Here is a 17,689-nt window from a genome sequence, read left to right as displayed (position 1 = left end):
ATAATCGAGATACACTATCAGCGATTTGTTTTGGGGAAGCCAACAGCATCGCTATGGAGGTTATGCTGTTAGCTGTAGTGATTGATGTAAAAATATGATTGGATAGAAAAGTACTATTGTATGCAAACACCCTTCATTAATATTTTGTTATACCAACTTAAAAAACTATGGTCGGTAGAATATTGCGTGCTTACTGCCGTCAATTCGCCATCACACTGCGCTATAAGTGATTGACGGGCATCATCAACATAGTTGGTGTTCGCAGCAAAGCCTAAAAACACATGCTGTTTAGTACTTGCTTCGACGTATTTATAATCAACGCCAGCGGGGATTGCTTGGTCGAAACCATCGGTATTGACCATGTGAATACTACTGGTGCAGCCATTTAATAACAGTACAGCAGACAGTAATGCCAAGGTGCTAAATGTGTTTTTTATCACACTCTTTACCACATTATTTATCACACTTTTTATCACATTATGTCCTTAGGTAGGCTGCAATACCCACTGACGATGACTTCGCGTTTAAATACTAGAAGGTAACTAGTGGTTTGGTGTTTGGTAAATACACCACTGATTTTACCGCCTACACACTGTGCTTTTAAATTATCTACAGCTCTGTCGGCAAAGTCATTTTGAGTGGTGAAATTGAGGAATACCCAGTCATGCGCATTCGCTTCAACAAGTTGATCTTTGTCTTTTGGGATTTGCGTCATTGATACTGTGTTTAAACCAACACAGCCACTGAGTGTTAGGGCAATAAATAGTAAACAAAATTTACGGATCATGATTAATTCCTTAGAGTATACAATCGGCATCGATACGCACAATTTCACCACTCGCGATGGCATAATCATTAGCTTCTCGAACGCTACGAATGGCTGTTATTTTGCCGGATTGGCATTGTGCATGGAGTTGGTTTAGTACATTTTGAGCATAAGCATCATTAAATACCGGGTTACCTGTTCTAGGTCCCATATTCATAAGCGCCCAGATAGTTCTGAGAGCTTCCACCTCATCACTGCCTGCTCCATTGCTTAATACGGCGTCGGTAAGCGCTAAAGTCGCGTCTACATTGACGGTATTTTCAGATACTTTGACTGAAATTGGCTTTAGCTTTCCCTGGCTCTGGTCTATATCACCGACCTGGATGTGATCCATGCGAGCGCAGGCCGTGAGCAATAATATTGGGGTAAGCAACAAATATTTTTTCATTGTAAATGTCCCATTGATTTAGCGAATGAGTGGCTGACGTTACCTTTATTTAGTATTCGTCGGACTCGTCGTCAGTTGTTTGTATAGAGGTATTGTAAACAGGACGGCTACGTTTGGGGGTAAGCTTGTGTATGGATTTGTCAACAAATCTACTGATGGGAATTTAATGCATCCGAAAAACGGATGGATACCAACTTTAAGTTGCGGTATTTTGAGATAGAATAGTCTGCATATTAAATATGAATAAAACATGTTCACGGTAATAACTGTGACATAAAGATGATGTGGAGAACGACAAAATGAGAACAAGATTAGACCGTATTAGACATGCTATTTTATTTGAGATAATTGGCTTAGTGGCAATTATGGGCGTGTTAAGCCAACTGGGTTTTGAGCTGGGTCACGTCGGTGCCATGGGGGTATTGTTCTCGGTTGTCGCGACGGGCTGGAATTATGTTTATAACATAGGTTTTGATAAATACATGTTGAAAAAAATGGGAACCGTGACGAAAACTACCCTGATCCGTATTGTTCATAGCATAGGTTTTGAAGGTGGTTTACTGTTTTTAACTATTCCGTTTATGGCTTGGTTCTTAGATTTAAGTTTATGGGATGCATTCCTGCTTGATATAGGTATGGTGGTGTTCTATTTGTTTTATGCTTATGGTTATAATTTAGCGTATGACAAGATATTCCCAGTGCCGACTACCACGGCATAATGGTACTAATAGCAATTCCGAAAATTAAGTGATCAAAATGCTATTGCTCCTGCAAACCGCTCAAGACATCCCTGTTCGCTTAGACAAGGCCATCCATGGCCATGTATGTTTGCGATAGCAATAGTATTTTTCTGCACAGTTATTTATAGGAATTGGTATAAAATACATTTGAAACCTGACGAGAATGCTGTTTATTCCACTTATGTTAAAAACACCTTGACCAAAATATGTATAACGCTTAGTGTTGTGGCTGTCTGGAAGTCCAGCGGTTCGGCCATCCATGGTGGTTGTTGAATATAATTATGACCACGGTTGTCGAATACAAGGAAATAGTATGTCAAATGCCAAGATAAAAAATATCACTACAGCGGCAGTGAGAGCAGGGATTAATACCGATGAGCATCATGGTGCAGTCGTTGCTCCTATTCATTTATCAAGTACTTATTCATTAAAAGGCTTTAATGATAAACGCCAGTTTGACTATTCTCGTACGGGAAATCCAACGAGAGCGACGTTTGCACAAGCGGTTGCTGATTTAGAGCAAGGTAGCGTGGGCATTGTTACCAGTACCGGTATGTCAGCTGTGCATCTTCTCTGTCAATTATTATCCACAGATGACTTAGTGGTTATTCCTCATGATTGTTATGGCGGCAGTTTCCGTTTATTTACTCATTTAGCTAAACGTGGTCAATTTAAACTTATTGTTGTTGATCAAAACGATCAAGTCGCATTGGCGAAAGCGTTAGCTGAAAAACCTAAGTTAGTGCTACTCGAAAGCCCAAGCAACCCATTGTTACGCTTAGTTGATATTGAGGCGGTGACTAAAGCATGCCACGAGGTTGGCGCTTTAGTGGCGGTAGATAACACCTTCCTTTCTCCGGCATTACAACAGCCGTTAGGGTTAGGTGCTGATATTGTTTTTCACTCGACGACGAAATACATTAATGGCCACAGTGATGTGGTTGGTGGTGTGTTAGTAACAAAAGAACAAGCCCTTGGTGAAGAGCTCGCTTGGTGGGCAAACTGCATTGGTATAACTGGTAGCGCTTTTGATAGCTTTTTAGCGTTACGAGGCCTAAAAACGTTGCCTATTAGAATGAAGCAGCACCAAGAAAATGCGTTGCAAGTGGCGAGCTTTTTAAAATCTAATGGTGCTATTGATAGCGTGTATTTTCCAGGTTTTGAAGATCACCCAGGCCATGATATTGCGAAAAAGCAGCAGGCGGGTTTTGGCGCTATGCTCAGTTTTGATGTTAAAGGTGGCGAAGCTGCAGTTAAAAAATTATTTGCTAATCTAGAGTTGTTTACGTTAGCGCAGTCATTAGGTGGTGTAGAAAGCCTTATTTCTCATCCTGCGACCATGACCCATGCTGGCATGGAAGAAAGTGCTCGTCTTGCTGCTGGGATTACCAATTCACTGGTCAGAATTTCTGTTGGTATTGAAGATATAGATGACATCTTAGCCGACTTAGCAAATGGCTTAACTCAGAGCCAGCTATAGTTAATAGTTAATAGTTAATAGTTTAGGGCTGAGAGTTTAAGATTGAGAATTAAAATAGGGTGATAACAATCACCCTATTTTATTGTGGGTCGTACCGGATTGAAAATAGGATATAATACCGACCTCATATCTTTATAATAGAAACCCGCATGACACAACCAACCACCATGACCTTCTTCGAACGCTTCGAGACCGATATTCTTAGCGGTAAAAAAACCATTACCATTCGTGATGAATCTGAAAATAACTATGTCCCGGGCTCGACTGTAACGGTTTCTACGCTGGAAGGCGGACGTGAATTTTGTCGATTAACGATCCTGTCTGTAGAGCCTATTTTATTTACCGAGTTAGCTGATTTTCATGCCGAACAAGAAAACATGACATTAGCTGTGCTGAAAGCTGTGATCCAAGATATTTACCCTGGCATTGAGCAGTTATACGTGGTGTCTTATAAATTGGTAGGCCAGTTATAAATGCGCCTGGATAAGTTTGTTTGTAAAAGTACCGCACTAAGCCGAGCACAAGCAACGGCGATGATCTGTGATGGTCACGTTGTGGTTAATCATGTTGTTATTGTTGATGTCGCTACGCAGGTGCATGAAGATAATCACATATCCTTAAAAGGTGAAGTGCTAACGGCAAGAAAGTCGCGTTATATTCTCATGCACAAACCAGCCGATACTATTTGTTCTAATATTGATGAAGCTTACCCGTCATTATTTAATTATATTGATGTCGAAAATGCATCGGAACTGCATGTTGCAGGGCGCTTGGATGCCGACACGACCGGGTTAGTATTAGTGACAGATGATGGTCGTTGGTCATTTAATATTATTACCCCCAGTCAACATTGCCAAAAGGTTTATCGGGTTGGATTATCACGCCCCATTAATGATGATGTCGCGGCTAAATTTACCCATGGCGTGCAATTACAAGGCGAGCAGCAATTAACACGCCCGGCGATATTAGAGATAGTGACACCAAAAGAAGTATTACTGACTATTACCGAAGGTAAGTTCCATCAAGTAAAGCGTATGTTTGCGGCTGTCGGTAATCGAGTGGTGAGTTTACATCGCGAAAGCATTGGCGCAATACAGCTAGATATTGAAGTCGGGCAGTGGCGTTATTTAACGGATAGTGAAGTGAACTCGTTTAGCTGTTAAAAGTATTATCGTAGTGATGATAATGGTCATGCTTTTGACTGAGCTAGAAGTATTTTTAATATAGTTAAGCACATAATGTTTTAAATCAAACAATTAATAGAGTTAGCGAGATGTCGAGCGTAGAATAAAAGTGTAAATACCTTCTATTCGACGACATTAAGGCTTTTCTCTGTGTACACTGAACAATTTATGATGCTGCTGGCAGTCTTTGAGCGTGCGGCATTGATGCTAATGGCATTATTCTTCTTAACGCGCACCAATTTATTCCAGCACATCGTTATAAAAACCCAACGACATCCGGTTGAAACCGCCCTCATTTCGGTACTGTTCATTCTATTTGCACTCTTTAGTAACTACACGGGGGTCAATGTCGAAGGCTCATTGATTAACGTGCGTATTATTGCAGTTTTGTCTGGTGGTATCATCTTTGGCCCTTGGGTCGCGATTCCTGCGGGCATAATCTCGGGTGTGCACCGTTATATTATCGACATGGACGGACCAACATCGGTAGCTTGTTTAATTTCCAGTACCATTGCCGGACTATTAGCAACTTGGATCCATTTTCGCTGTCACAAAAAATCGTATGCAAAATGGGGCATAATTGCTGGTATGTTTTGCGAGATTCTGACCATGATTTTAATTGTCGTGCTATCTGAAGATAAGGAACTTGCTTACACGATAGTTAAACACATTAGCGTGCCGATGATTGGTGGCGCGGTGTGCATTGGTTTGATTATCAAACTGGTGCAAGATTTAGATGATGAAAAAGATTTAATCGCCGCCAAACAAGCAAAACTTGCGCTTGATATTGCCAATAAAACCTTACCTTATTTTCGTAAAAACAATCGTGATTCACTGACTAAAGTATGCAGTATTATTCGTGCAGAAACCCATGCTGATGCGGTCGCTATTACCGATGTCAAAGACGTATTAGCTTATGTTGGTATCGGCCAAAAAGATTACTTAGATACTTATCACCAGATCAGTGAGATGACTCAGCAGGCGGTGAACAGCGGCGAACAAATCATCAGTAATAACCTCAATGTACACGGCTTTCATTCACTGTTAATTATTCCCTTGTGGGAAAGCGGTGCCGTTAGCGGTACTTTAAAAATATTTTATCGCCAACCTCACCATATTCGACCGTCATTACGTGAAATGGCTATCGGCTTATCGCAATTGATTTCTACGCAGATGGAAGTATCACGTTTAGAGCAATTGAAGACCATGACCAGTAAAGCCGAGCTGTCTGCATTACAAAGTAAAATTAACCCGCACTTTTTATTTAATGCATTGAATGCTATTTCGACGTTGGTGCGTATTAATCCTGATAAAGCTCGGCAATTGATTGCTAATTTAGCCGATTTCCTTCGCTATAACCTCGAACGTAATAATGACTTTATCGACATCCAAGAAGAGTTACAGCAAGTCAGAGATTATGTCGCGATTGAGCAAGCCCGCTTTGGGAACAAGCTGGAAGTAACCTTTGATGTCGATGATGTGCATCCGACGATCCCTTGTTTACTGATCCAGCCTTTGGTAGAGAATGCCATTCAGCATGGTATTCAACCTTTTCGCCAGCCTGGTCGGGTCAATATTGCGGTAAAACGCGATGGCCAACGGTTTAAAATTACCATTCAAAATACAGGTGTCGGCATCAGCCAAAATGTCATCGATAAGCTCTATAACGGCACGATGGAAAGTCATCATATTGGTTTGGTGAATGTGCACCAGCGGATCTTATTATTGTATGGCGAGGGGTTACACATCAAACGTCTTGAGCAAGGTACGGAAATCGTATTTTACGTCAATGAATTGAATTGAGTTAAAAGAATAGAAAGGAAAGCTAATAACATGTTGAAAGCCCTGATCGTAGAAGATGAATATTTAGCAAGGGAAGAGTTGACGTATTTAATTGAACGCCATAGTAATATCGAGATTGTTGCGACCTTTGATGATGGTTTGGAAGCCTTTAAATATTTACAAGCGCATAAGGTTGATATCGCTTTTTTAGATATTAATGTACCGTCAATCGATGGTATGTTGTTGGCGCGTAATATTCATCAATTTTCGGAAAAACCGCACATCGTTTTTACCACGGCATATAAAGAGTTTGCGGTGGATGCTTTTGAACTCGAAGCCTTTGATTATTTGTTAAAACCACTAAATGAAAAACGCATTGTCGGATTATTAGCTAAATTAGAAGCGACGCAAGTAGCCCAAACACAACCTCCAGAAGAAATTAAGGCTAAAACCATTAACCTGATTAAGGATAATCGCATTTTTGTTACTGCCATTGATGATATTTATTATGCTATGGCGAATGAAAAAGTGACTAGTGTGTTCACCAAAGATGACGCCTTTATTGTGCCTTTTACCATGAGTGAATTAATTAATCGTTTACCTCAGCAGCATTTCTTTCGCACTCATCGATCTTACTGTGTCAACACAGATAAAATCCAAGAGATCATCCCTTGGGTGAATTGTACCTATCAGCTAAAAGTGCATGATATTGGCAGCGAAATACCTGTCAGTCGCAGCAATATAAAAGCATTTCGTGAATTAATGAAATTGTAATTCATGCCGTTATATTGCACCTCATGCTGTACTTAGTGCATCTCATTTTTTATTGTTTTCCGCCTCTTGTTATCTCCTGCGGACCCCGTATTTTAGTGGCTTAACAAGGCGTGCATAACAGCCGCCTTCATGCTTTTAACTTCGTTGGAGATTTACTTATGACGACTCAAATATCAAACCGAGACCGACTATTAACCTTGCTTGGTACTATCATCACCCAATTTGCGTTAGGGTCGGTATATACGTGGAGTCTCTTTAATTCACAACTGGCAGACAAGTTATCAGTGCCAGTTAGCCGCGTGGCTTTTTCTTTTGGTATTTTAAGTTTGTCGTTAGCCATTGCTTCATCATTATCGGGCAAACTACAAGAGCGTTTCGGTGTGCGTAAAGTGACTATTTGTGCAGGTTTATTACTGGGTGCGAGTTTAACGCTAACTGCCTATGCATCTAATCTTATTTTACTGTATATCTTCGCTGGTTTGTTAGTTGGTTTTGCTGATGGTACTGGCTACCTGATGACATTATCTAACTGCGTGAAACTCTTTCCTGAACGTAAAGGTTTGGTCTCTGCGTGTGCGATTGGTGCATATGGTTTAGGTAGTCTTGGTTTTAAATACATCAACATGTATTTCCTTACTAACAGTGGCTTAGAAAATACCTTTAGTACTTGGGGTTTGATTGCTATGGTCATGGTTATTATTGGTGGTTTGATGATGAAAGATGCGCCGAAGCAAGCACCCCAATCGACAGCCGCAGCAGTAACGCCAGTGCGTGATTACACGCTAGCAGAAGCAGTGAGAAGTTCACAGTTTTGGATGTTAGCCTTAGTCTTTTTAACTGTGTGCATGAGCGGCTTGTACGTGATTGGCGTTGCCAAAGATATCGGTGAGAGTTATGTGCATTTACCTGTAGCCATTGCTGCAAGTTCGGTTGCGCTTATTGCGGTTGCCAATCTAAGTGGCCGTTTAGTTCTCGGGGTACTGTCTGATCGTATTAGCTGTATTAAAGTGATCGCGATTGCATTATTTATCTGTTTAGCGGGTGTTTCAGCATTACTTTTTGCACAGCAAAGCATGTTCAGTTTCTACTTTGCTGTGGTATGCATCGCCTTTAGTTTCGGTGGTACGATCACCGTATACCCATCATTGATCAGTGATTTCTTTGGCTTAAACAATCTAACTAAGAATTACGGCCTTATTTATCTTGGTTTTGGGCTTGGCAGTATTATTGGTTCTATTGTCGCGTCGGTGTTTGGTGGATTCGCAGCGACTTTCTATCTTATGTTAGGGCTGTTAGTTATCTCGCTTATTATTACGCTGACAATCAAACTACCTGGCTCACTAGCAACTAACCTTATCGTTACACCTAGACATCGCCCTACTGCGCAAGCCGCGATGCTTTAATTTGTAATAGATGAACTTGCAATAAACAAATCTGAAATACCTGCGCAGGATAAATGGTGTGGGTATAGGTTTTTCAACATTTCTTTTTCTTTGAAAATGTAAACAGAATACAAATGGCCAATCATTACCTATAATAATCAAGTATAGTTATCAACTAAAATAAATTTGAGTATAAAAATTAATGATAAACCCTATGTTACTCCGCAGCTTTTGTACGCTGGTGGAAATCGGCCATTTCACCCGTAGTGCTGAGCGCTTGAACATGACCCAATCGGGTATAAGTCAACATATCCGCAAGCTAGAGGAGCAGTTAGAGCAAGACTTGCTTATTCGTGAAGGTAAGCAGTTTACCCTGACGGATGCGGGGCAACGGTTATATACTGAAGGTAAGCAGATCATTAATTCATTATCTGAGCTTGAGCAACGAGTGACAACGGATCCGGCTTTTGAAGGGGTCGTCAGAGTGATGTCTCCCGGCAGTATAGGTTTGAAACTGTATCGTTATTTGCTGACGTTACAAGTGCAGTATCCTAAGTTGGTGATTGATTATCGTTTTGCACCTAATGCCACGATAGAAAAAGCCATTGCTGAACATACGGTCGATATTGGTTTTATGACCAGTTCATCGACATTAGCGGAAGTGAGTTTGAAACCGATAGCGGAAGAAGCGCTGTTGTTAGTTACTCCAGCCAATATCGAAGAACCAAGTTGGCAAGCACTCATGCAACTCGGTTTTATCGATCATCCTGATGGTGCATTCCACTCAAGTTTGCTGCTTGGGGCTAATTTCTCAGAATTTAAACATTATAATCAGTTTAAGAAGGCTGGATTCTCGAATCAAATCAGTCTGATTTTAGAGCCTGTGGCGATGGGACTGGGTTTTACGGTATTACCTGCACATGCGGTGGCGGCTTTTCCTCATCCAGAGCAAGTGAAGATCCACTACCTTAACACCCCGGTTACGGAGACCCTGTATCTTGGTGTGCACTTGAATAAATTTATGCCGAGTCGTGTTAATAGCGTGATGGTTGCAGCGAAGCACTGTTTAAAGTAAAGGCTTGCATAAGCTGTTATAATAAATAGTGTTATTGCAAATGAGATGTATTACTATTGATGGTCGTTATTATTAGGATGTTATATGTTTACTTTTCCGCAGTTATTGTCCCCATCGTTATCAGTACTAAAAAATTATAAACCTAGTGTCATGAGTATTTTTATGGTCTCTGCACTGGCTGGTTGCAGTGTATATCCGACTTCACAACAACCTTCAACAGAGACGGTCAAACCGGAAGTGACAACTTATTTTGATTATAATTTACAGTCTCCATCTGGTCAGGACATGAATGTAGCTGATTTTGTTGCTCAGATTAAAGATGCTGATGTCGTGCTGGTGGGTGAGTGGCACACGCATACCGGAATTCACCGTTTTCAAACCGAGTTATTACAAGCCATGCTTGTGGCTGGTGATGATGTGACATTATCAATGGAGCAGTTCACTCGTGATAATCAAGCCGTTGTTAATACTTACTTAGCTGGCGAGATAGGCGAGGGAGCATTAATAAAACAAGGTAATGCATGGCCAAATTACAGCAGTGATTATCGTCCATTAGTCGAACTGGCAAAGGTTAACAGCATTGATATTATTGCTGCCAATGCACCTAAGAATATTATCCGCTGTATCAGCAAGGAAGGCATTAGTTACGTTGATAAACTCCCAGCAGATGAACGCGCTTGGTTAGCTGAAAATATTAATACGCAAGACTCGCCGTATAAAACCCATTTTATGGCGTCGATGCATCATGGCGACGAAAGCCAAAATGAGAATAAGTTTGCCTCGCAGGTGACGTGGGATGAAACCATGGCCGAGAGCATTGTTAACTATCTCGTTGAGTATCCGGATAAACAAGTGCTGCACATTGCGGGTAAGTTCCATACCGAGAATGGCTTGGGAACCGCGGCGAGTATTCTGGCTCGCGCACCGGAGTTAAAAGTCGTTATCGTCACGCCTGTTGATGTAAATAATGCCCTTGTTGATAATAAAGGCACGGCAAGTGATTATCGATTACAAGTTATTACGCCACCGAAGCAATTCGTGAAAAAAGCAAATATGATGGCGTCATTTAAAAATTTATCTAAGCGTAATGATAAATTAATTTGTATTGAATAAAGCGCTGTTAGACATCGTTATTCACCGGTTTTAGTACGCAATCAGGATAGCGCTTTGGGTGGCTGTTCTGATTGATGTATTGCATGAGAGTCCTGTTTGATACAACGGGCTAAAATAGCAATAACAACAAAGCTAAACAGCAGACGTCCCCATAAAATAGCTATCAGATCAGCTCCCAATAATAAAATCAAAATAGTATCTTCAATGATGCTGTGGGTTAATCCTAAAAAGCACACGGCGAGGAAAATATCACGCTTACTGATTCTTCCTGTACGCGCTTCATCAATTAATAATCCCGCGCCAAAACTAAGCCCTAGTACTAAGCCGATGACACAGACATTGGTGGTTTCCTTACCTATGGTTAACGCTTTTAAAAACGGAGATAACAAGGTTTGCATCAGTTTTTCGATACCACACCATTTTAATAACCGCAGTAATATCATTAACGCGGCAATAATAAAGAAGATAGAAAATAGCATGCTGAGTTGCGCCATAGTCCAATCAAATAAACTTGAAGACGCAGGCGTCGGTTGCCAAACAATGACCGCAGGCTGTTGTTGCCAATTACCTAATTGATAGACTTGATTCGCGATCATCCCGAGGATAAAACCACCGCCAATACGCAAAGGCAGGGTGACACGCCAAGAGACACCCGATAATTTAGCTACCGCGCCTTCCACGGGTAAGGCGTGAGCCAGTAACATCATTATGCCTAGCACTGATACTTGCGCCACGGTTAATGGACTATCACCCGCTAAATCAAAATAGACCGCCATACCAGTATAGATGTTGGTAAGCATAGCGGTTGCCCATACCAAGCCCATTTCTTCCGGTAAGCCAACTTGGCTCATTAACGGCGCGAGTAGTTTGGCTAACCATTGCGTACCGCCGATCATGTCTAATATTTTGACGATAATAAGTGCTGGCACCATCACTTTAAGTAATGTGAGATAAACGCGCCAGACATCGAGAAATAATGATTTTAAGGTCGTGAACATGTGTTTGCTTCCTAGCTGCTAGATGAAATTGATATGGCTAATAAATAATGCTGTTTGATGTAACTAATTATATTCAACTGACTAGAAATAATTTCAAAGTTAACGTACAAGTGTTTATATAAATTTCTTATTTTCAGTGGTTTAGTTAATTATGTTTCTCGATCGACTGGATAAAGCAATATTACGCCAGCTACAACATGATGCTTCGGTGAGTAACTTACAATTAGCCTCACTGGTTGGTCTGTCTCCACCGGCCTGTTTTAAACGAGTGAAAAAATTAAAAAGTGCAGGTGTCATTGCTAGCCAAGTCGTACTGTTAGATCAAAATAAACTCGCGCGTGTTTACACATGATTGTTAATGTTGAAATGGAGCGAGACCGTTTAGATTTGAATGATGGATTTATTAAACGTATTCGTACGGCTTCTGAGGTAAGGGAGTGTTATCAAGTCACGGGCGACATTGATTTTGTGTTATTGGTGACTGTCGCAAATATGCCTGACTATGAAACCTTCTGCCAGCGTTATTTATACAGTGAAGCGAATATGAAAAATTTTAAAACGCAAATATCAATGAACCGAGTTAAATATGATACCTGCGCTGTTATTTCTGATTAGGCTATCAACGAGTCAGTTATAGCAATGCTTGCTTGATAAACAAGGCCATATTATCGATTGTTGTTTGTAAATGTGCTTGATGGGTAAAGCCACTTTTAACGCGTGGTTTTAAATCATGATCACCGTCTGTTAACCACAAGAATTCAATATCTTCTGGTAAACCATAACTGGCTACTTCTTCTTTTGTTCCTAACTTATCGCGATCGCCTTGGGCGATAAAAACGGGTTGCTGGATCAATGGAAAATGTTCGGTACGCAGTGATTCCGGTTTATTGGCTGGATGAAAAGGAAAACCTAAACAGGCGATGCCTTTTATTTTTGCGTTAACCGTTAATGCATCTGTGCTTGCATCGGAGGCGACTAATGTAGCCATGCGCCCACCCATTGATTTACCGCCAATGACCATGGGCTGGTCAATACTGGCAATCAATTGTTGAAGTTGAGCGATAAGTTTTGGCGCGCGCTCTGGTGGGCGACGCGTGCCATTATCAACACGTTGTTGCATGTAAGGAAAATTGAAACGTGCCACCCTAATGCCTTGTTGCGCGAGTCCTTTCGCAATCGTTTCCATTACATCAGACGTCGCTGGTGCACCGGCGCCGTGCGCAAATAAAAATAATGGGCCATCGACAGGGCCGTTATAAATGAGTTCCATGATCTTCCTATGCTGTGAATAGTATCTCAGTGAGATAACGCGTTAAAAATCATTATACGTGATTGCGAATGGAAGCCTAATTATCTGATTATATTAGCTGCATAGACGGTGAAAATAATAAGTGCTAGTGTTAATCAACTTGAGTGCACTTTACGTTATGCTCATCAATTTAGTCATAATAGACGTAACAATGGAACGTGGAGATATAACACATGGAAATGTATGATTCAGTTAATGTATTTGGGGAAAAGTTAGCGCTATGCGGCGAGGACCCTATCACTGGTTTCTATCGCGATGGCGCCTGTAATACCTGCAGCCAAGACGCAGGTTCGCATACTGTATGTATTGAAGTGTCTGTTGAATTTTTAGAATACTCACGTTTTAAAGGCAATGATTTATCAACTGCGGTACCGGAAGCTGGCTTTCCTGGTTTACGCGCGGGTGATCGCTGGTGCTTGTGTGCGATGCGCTGGTTACAAGCATTGGAAGAGAACATGGCGCCGAGAGTATACTTACAAAGAACACACATTAAAGCATTAGAGATTGTGCCGATGGAATTACTTAAACGCTATTCAATGGATTTGAGCTGAACAATTAAAATATAACCTTAAATTTGCACCGCAAATACCTTTACGAACGATAGATTACTGACATTCTCTTACAGTTCTTTTGTTTTCCATCCGGTATTTTGGGTGTATATATGACCACTAGTTTGTTTTATTTCAGTCATTAATCCCGTTAGTCGAGCCATCGTACTTGGTGTGATGGGACTGTAATATTGAGTGAGTAGTGTCCATAATTAAGGTATCAACAATGCACAGCAAGAGTATCCGAGAGTTAAGTTGGCTTGCCTATCCAGATTTGAACGAAAGTCCGTGTTCTAATGTGAAAATGCAACAGAAACAAAAAAAATACCGATCTAAATTTGTATTCAGAGCTATGATGCATTATCCGTATTTTCGTCAATTTCAACGTGGTATTAATGCTCCCTTTCTCCAAATGTTATTGCAACAAGATGTGCGTTTTTTAGGAAAAACGTTTCGTCCTTATTTGCATGTTGGTCATGGTATTGCAAGTAGAACTCAATTAGTCATTGGGCATTATCGTTTTATTAGCGAGTGCTTACCGACGCAAACAGGTCTTGCTATTTACAACACAACGCAGGGCATTGAAGTATCTCGATTTACGGTGGGTGAAGACGAATACAGTGTGACCTTAAGCTATTTTGCTTCAAATCATAAAGAAGGTGATTTGTGCATGAAGCTGCTGGACCCAAGTGGCAATATTTTTTATTCTATTACGTTCAGTGTGTATGATGATCCGATTAAGGGACGTACTATCACTGTCGGTAGTCTGCAAGGGCCGAAAAGCACGCCTGAAATCAATGATAGAATCAAATGCTTTACTAAACAACACTTTGGGCAGAGACCTAAAGATTTGATGGTTAAGATACTGACCATTATTGCCAATGTTTGGGACGTTAAATTGCTTTTGTTAGTGACTAATGAAGGGCATATTTATAGTTCTAAACGTTATGCTGATGACAAGTTAAAAACTAATTATAACGGCCACTGGGAATCATTAGGGGCGACGAAGTATAGTAAATACCTATACCAACTCGATCTGCTTGAAGTCAGAAAGTTACCGGAAGATGTAAAACGCAGTAAACGCGCTATGTACCGTAAACGTTATGAATGGCTTGATGCATTAATGCTAGAACTTGGCGATAAACTCGCGCTAAAAGTAACGATAAACAGTAATCACAATATCGGTACCATTCATTAAATTGATGAACCTGCCTACGATTATAATGTTATCTATTGGTACTAAGATGGTTCTTTGATTATATTTCTGTTAATATCGAAATATAGTTTGTAAAAAGATTTGTTTTATAAACAGATGGATTGTATAAAAAGAGGTACATAAATGGACATTGATATTATTGCTAAAGCGCTAAAAGAGCTTGGCCATCCGACGCGTTTAACTATTTTTAAAAGTATTATTCGTGCGGGTTATCAAGGTATTGCCGTGGGTGGTTTGCAAGAACAATTAGCAATCCCTGGCTCTACATTATCTCACCATATTTCTAGTTTAGCATCGGCTGGTTTATTGTCACAGCGCCGTGAAGGACGTACTTTGTATTGCGTCGCTGAGTATGACAAGTTAAAAGCGGTTATTGGATTTTTACAAGATGAGTGTTGTATTGATGAAGTCGAATTCAGCGCAACCGCATCTAATAAATAGCTATTACACGTTCCGTCATTCAACTTGAATGCGGAACGAACTTAACTGATCTGCTCATCGATGATTAAATCATTCTCTTCAAAATACGTTTCCCCATCACCTCATGTTTTAATAATGCCGCTAAATGACACAACACTAATAACGCTAACAATCGGCAAGTATATAAATGCAGAATTTCAAAAAAATGAATACTGGATTGATCGTGCACTAGCTGTGGAATAGTAAATAACCTAAATACGGCAATATCATGGCTCATCATTAATACCCCACTGACTAGCACCAATGACACTAATATGTAGAGTAAGGTGTGGCCTATGTGCGCCAGTTTTATTTCTAACCTAGTCATTGCCGAGTGTGCTTCGGGGGTACCCTGTTTTAGTCGGTGATAAATGCGCCAACAAAATAAGGGTATAAATACCGTTGTTATCGATACATTGAAACTTAAAATATGTTTTTTAATGTTTGGTGTGAGTTCGAAAAAAGCGATGTATAACCCCGATATACTTGCCCATAAGATCACCAGTGCAGAAATCCAGTGCAGATACTTCGCGGTGCGATCAAATTGATGCGTGAATTGATTCATATGCTTTCCTTGTTTTGCCCAGATAAAAAAACAGCGTAAATATGATTTACGCTGTTTGATTTAGATTATCGCTTGGTTGCTTTCATTACTCTTAGCCGCAACTATTAGTTACAACTCTTAATTACAGCTCTTAGTTACAACTCTTAGCAATAACTAGGCACATGGACCAACAATTACCCAGCCAGAGTAAGGCTGATCAGGTGTCATCCCTGTATCTGTCCAACGTTCTGCTTGATAGATATTCTCTTGATAAGACACTTTATCGCCTGGTTTGTATTGTTTGCTGATATCAACCGCTTGCACATCTTGGCAATCACCTGGAACGTCTGCATTGACGATGTTAAAGCTATTTGATTCTTGTAGTGATAAGTTACTATCATCATTAGAGTTAGCCACTGATACCAATTTAAAGGTGCCAGCTGTTACATCATCAAGTGATATCGTAAAGCTTTTCACTGTATCGTTAACGTGAGCAGATGCCGAGCCAATGGCTTTATTATTTGCATCAAAGACAGTGTTGGTGACATTTAAGTTACCAACCGCTTCAATATTAAAAGTAACCTCTACAGCATTGTTGTTGATTACATATTCATTTTCTAAGCCGACAACGGTGATGCTGTCATCAACAGGTATATCACCTTTAACAATATCAATTTCAACAGAGCTAAGGTTTGAATCTGCTTTTAGGTAGATAGGGTTGTTACCATAAATAGGGGTAAATACGTCATCACTACTCTTTACGCCAGATTTAGCATCTGTTTGTTCAGCATTGATTGCCATCGCCAGGTCGTAAGACCAAGTATTGCGTTGACCACTTGCCGTTGAGTTAATTTCAATGATGGTGTTGGTGGTGAAGGAACCCACTGATGAATCAAAGAAACGCGCTTTCACTTTATCGCCAGCAACTAAATCTTCTTTTGGTGCTATGGTCGTGCTTTGCTCCCAAACATCTGGTAATGGTGGTGGCGTTACACCATCTTCAAACTCCACGTCAATCACATTGTAAAATGCATTGGCTGTATCATCGATAGTCCAAACTGACAGGATAACTTGATAACCGCTTCGCTCTGGGACTGTACATGAGTGTGCATCACCTAGGTCTTTTGGCGGTTGTTGACCATCCATATTAATCACACAAAAAGGGTTAGCCAAGTCAAATGACGCGCGAGTCAGTGGCGCATTTTGATCCCAACCTGGTTTTGTGATGTAGTAAACGTAGTCGGTGGTTTTATGGTTGGCGGTACTAAACCAATGGAAATCATTCTGACCTGCTTGGATCTTGGTTTTGTACCATTTATTTGATGATTGTTGGTCAAGCACATCAAATGAACCACCTTTCTGCGCTGATGCGATCTTGCCATCTACAGGCCCTGTTGTTGGAAATCCTTTAGGCGCTTCTAAACTTTGTCTATCATATGATGCACTCGCACAGTCATTTTTTGATCCGTTCGTTGAGTGACATAAATTAACCCGCGAAGGGAACTCGCCTGCGACATAACCGTGTGCGAAAACTAAAGTCGGTGCCAGTGCTGCGACGGTTAAAGCGCCGAACGAGGCTAACATTGTTTTTTTCATATAATAAACTCCATGTTTAATCATTGTTAAATACGCTATTGCTGCGTTTTTTTATTGCTTCATATTTGAACAAATATGATAACGAGGTGTCATTTCTACCACTAGAGTAATAAGTTTTTCTATTTGTAAAAATGTGCCTAGTGTCTTGATGTTAAATATATTTATGGCGTAGGCATTTTTTTTATTAATATTAAAATTATTACTGTGGAATTAGTGTTTACATAAACATATATTTCAAAATATATTGTTTGGTGGTTTTACATTAGACTTATAGT

Annotated in this window: 21 protein-coding genes; 14 read left to right on the top strand and 7 right to left on the bottom strand. The window is 40.4% G+C overall.

The window, feature by feature from the left end; genetic code table 11:
• Positions 1–113: 113 nt before the first annotated feature.
• The 3 genes from FR932_RS13160 to FR932_RS13150 are packed head-to-tail and all read right to left on the bottom strand — an operon-like array spanning position 114 to position 1,160.
• On the bottom strand, positions 114–440 hold the full coding sequence (locus tag FR932_RS13160) for a hypothetical protein (RefSeq protein ID WP_240532331.1): 327 nt from the start codon (positions 438–440) through the stop codon (positions 114–116).
• Between the two features lie 32 nt (positions 441–472).
• Positions 473–787: a hypothetical protein gene (locus FR932_RS13155; protein ID WP_019439570.1), complete on the bottom strand. Its 315-nt coding sequence runs from the start codon at positions 785–787 to the stop codon at positions 473–475.
• Positions 788–797: 10 nt separating this feature from the next.
• Complete coding sequence (locus FR932_RS13150; RefSeq protein ID WP_240532330.1) at positions 798–1,160, bottom strand: hypothetical protein; 363 nt, start codon at positions 1,158–1,160, stop codon at positions 798–800.
• 353 nt (positions 1,161–1,513) lie between these two features.
• Between FR932_RS13150 and FR932_RS13145 the strand changes: the two genes are divergently transcribed.
• The 9 genes from FR932_RS13145 to FR932_RS13105 all read left to right on the top strand — a co-directional run bounded on the left by FR932_RS13145 (position 1,514) and on the right by FR932_RS13105 (position 10,744).
• Positions 1,514–1,933, top strand: coding sequence for a PACE efflux transporter (locus tag FR932_RS13145; RefSeq protein ID WP_019439568.1), 420 nt, complete (start codon positions 1,514–1,516; stop codon positions 1,931–1,933).
• Between the two features lie 334 nt (positions 1,934–2,267).
• Positions 2,268–3,434 (top strand): cystathionine gamma-synthase, encoded by a 1,167-nt coding sequence (gene metB, locus FR932_RS13140; RefSeq protein ID WP_019439567.1) that lies wholly within the window; start codon positions 2,268–2,270, stop codon positions 3,432–3,434.
• A 149-nt stretch (positions 3,435–3,583) separates the two neighbouring features.
• Complete coding sequence (yqfB, locus tag FR932_RS13135; RefSeq protein WP_019439566.1) at positions 3,584–3,907, top strand: N(4)-acetylcytidine aminohydrolase; 324 nt, start codon at positions 3,584–3,586, stop codon at positions 3,905–3,907.
• The gene (locus FR932_RS13130; RefSeq protein WP_019439565.1) at positions 3,908–4,597 is read left to right on the top strand and encodes a pseudouridine synthase; all 690 of its coding nucleotides are present in this window, start codon (positions 3,908–3,910) and stop codon (positions 4,595–4,597) included. It begins immediately after the preceding gene.
• A 192-nt stretch (positions 4,598–4,789) separates the two neighbouring features.
• A complete protein-coding gene (locus tag FR932_RS13125; protein ID WP_196805523.1) occupies positions 4,790–6,421 on the top strand; it encodes a LytS/YhcK type 5TM receptor domain-containing protein in 1,632 nt (543 codons plus the stop codon).
• A 30-nt stretch (positions 6,422–6,451) separates the two neighbouring features.
• Complete coding sequence (locus FR932_RS13120; RefSeq protein WP_019439563.1) at positions 6,452–7,174, top strand: LytR/AlgR family response regulator transcription factor; 723 nt, start codon at positions 6,452–6,454, stop codon at positions 7,172–7,174.
• 158 nt (positions 7,175–7,332) lie between these two features.
• On the top strand, positions 7,333–8,577 hold the full coding sequence (locus FR932_RS13115; protein ID WP_019439562.1) for an OFA family MFS transporter: 1,245 nt from the start codon (positions 7,333–7,335) through the stop codon (positions 8,575–8,577).
• Between the two features lie 181 nt (positions 8,578–8,758).
• The gene (locus FR932_RS13110; RefSeq protein ID WP_026032013.1) at positions 8,759–9,631 is read left to right on the top strand and encodes a LysR family transcriptional regulator; all 873 of its coding nucleotides are present in this window, start codon (positions 8,759–8,761) and stop codon (positions 9,629–9,631) included.
• An 84-nt stretch (positions 9,632–9,715) separates the two neighbouring features.
• On the top strand, positions 9,716–10,744 hold the full coding sequence (locus FR932_RS13105; RefSeq protein WP_019439560.1) for a ChaN family lipoprotein: 1,029 nt from the start codon (positions 9,716–9,718) through the stop codon (positions 10,742–10,744).
• 41 nt (positions 10,745–10,785) lie between these two features.
• On the opposite strand, the gene FR932_RS13100 is transcribed toward FR932_RS13105, so the two are convergent.
• Entirely contained in the window at positions 10,786–11,742 is a 957-nt protein-coding gene (locus FR932_RS13100; protein WP_019439559.1) for a nucleoside recognition domain-containing protein, read from the bottom strand.
• A 151-nt stretch (positions 11,743–11,893) separates the two neighbouring features.
• Between FR932_RS13100 and FR932_RS21715 the strand changes: the two genes are divergently transcribed.
• On the top strand, positions 11,894–12,094 hold the full coding sequence (locus tag FR932_RS21715; RefSeq protein ID WP_240532329.1) for an Lrp/AsnC family transcriptional regulator: 201 nt from the start codon (positions 11,894–11,896) through the stop codon (positions 12,092–12,094).
• Positions 12,091–12,357, top strand: coding sequence for an Lrp/AsnC ligand binding domain-containing protein (locus tag FR932_RS21710; protein ID WP_240532328.1), 267 nt, complete (start codon positions 12,091–12,093; stop codon positions 12,355–12,357). The genes FR932_RS21715 and FR932_RS21710 overlap by 4 nt, the downstream gene beginning before the upstream one ends.
• 16 nt (positions 12,358–12,373) lie before the next feature.
• On the opposite strand, the gene FR932_RS13090 is transcribed toward FR932_RS21710, so the two are convergent.
• Positions 12,374–13,012, bottom strand: a complete 639-nt coding sequence (locus tag FR932_RS13090; RefSeq protein WP_019439558.1) for an alpha/beta family hydrolase — start codon at positions 13,010–13,012, stop codon at positions 12,374–12,376.
• Between the two features lie 212 nt (positions 13,013–13,224).
• Here FR932_RS13090 and FR932_RS13085 point away from each other — a divergent pair, with 212 nt between their 5' ends.
• The 3 genes from FR932_RS13085 to FR932_RS13075 all read left to right on the top strand — a co-directional run bounded on the left by FR932_RS13085 (position 13,225) and on the right by FR932_RS13075 (position 15,256).
• Positions 13,225–13,602, top strand: a complete 378-nt coding sequence (locus tag FR932_RS13085; RefSeq protein WP_019439557.1) for a DUF2237 family protein — start codon at positions 13,225–13,227, stop codon at positions 13,600–13,602.
• Positions 13,603–13,825: 223 nt separating this feature from the next.
• On the top strand, positions 13,826–14,797 hold the full coding sequence (locus tag FR932_RS13080; RefSeq protein ID WP_019439556.1) for a VirK/YbjX family protein: 972 nt from the start codon (positions 13,826–13,828) through the stop codon (positions 14,795–14,797).
• Positions 14,798–14,938: 141 nt separating this feature from the next.
• Positions 14,939–15,256, top strand: coding sequence for an ArsR/SmtB family transcription factor (locus FR932_RS13075; RefSeq protein ID WP_019439555.1), 318 nt, complete (start codon positions 14,939–14,941; stop codon positions 15,254–15,256).
• Positions 15,257–15,320: 64 nt separating this feature from the next.
• Here the strand turns inward: FR932_RS13075 and FR932_RS13070 are convergent, their stop codons facing one another.
• Both FR932_RS13070 and FR932_RS13065 read right to left on the bottom strand, forming a co-directional pair.
• Positions 15,321–15,839 (bottom strand): cytochrome b, encoded by a 519-nt coding sequence (locus tag FR932_RS13070; RefSeq protein WP_019439554.1) that lies wholly within the window; start codon positions 15,837–15,839, stop codon positions 15,321–15,323.
• 153 nt (positions 15,840–15,992) lie between these two features.
• Positions 15,993–17,414, bottom strand: a complete 1,422-nt coding sequence (locus tag FR932_RS13065) for a lytic polysaccharide monooxygenase (protein ID WP_019439553.1) — start codon at positions 17,412–17,414, stop codon at positions 15,993–15,995.
• Positions 17,415–17,689 lie beyond the last annotated feature (275 nt).

It is taken from the genome of Moritella marina ATCC 15381 (assembly GCF_008931805.1).
In the GTDB taxonomy this organism is placed as follows: Bacteria; Pseudomonadota; Gammaproteobacteria; order Enterobacterales; family Moritellaceae; genus Moritella; species Moritella marina.
This window is presented reverse-complemented; position numbering and strand designations above follow the sequence as displayed.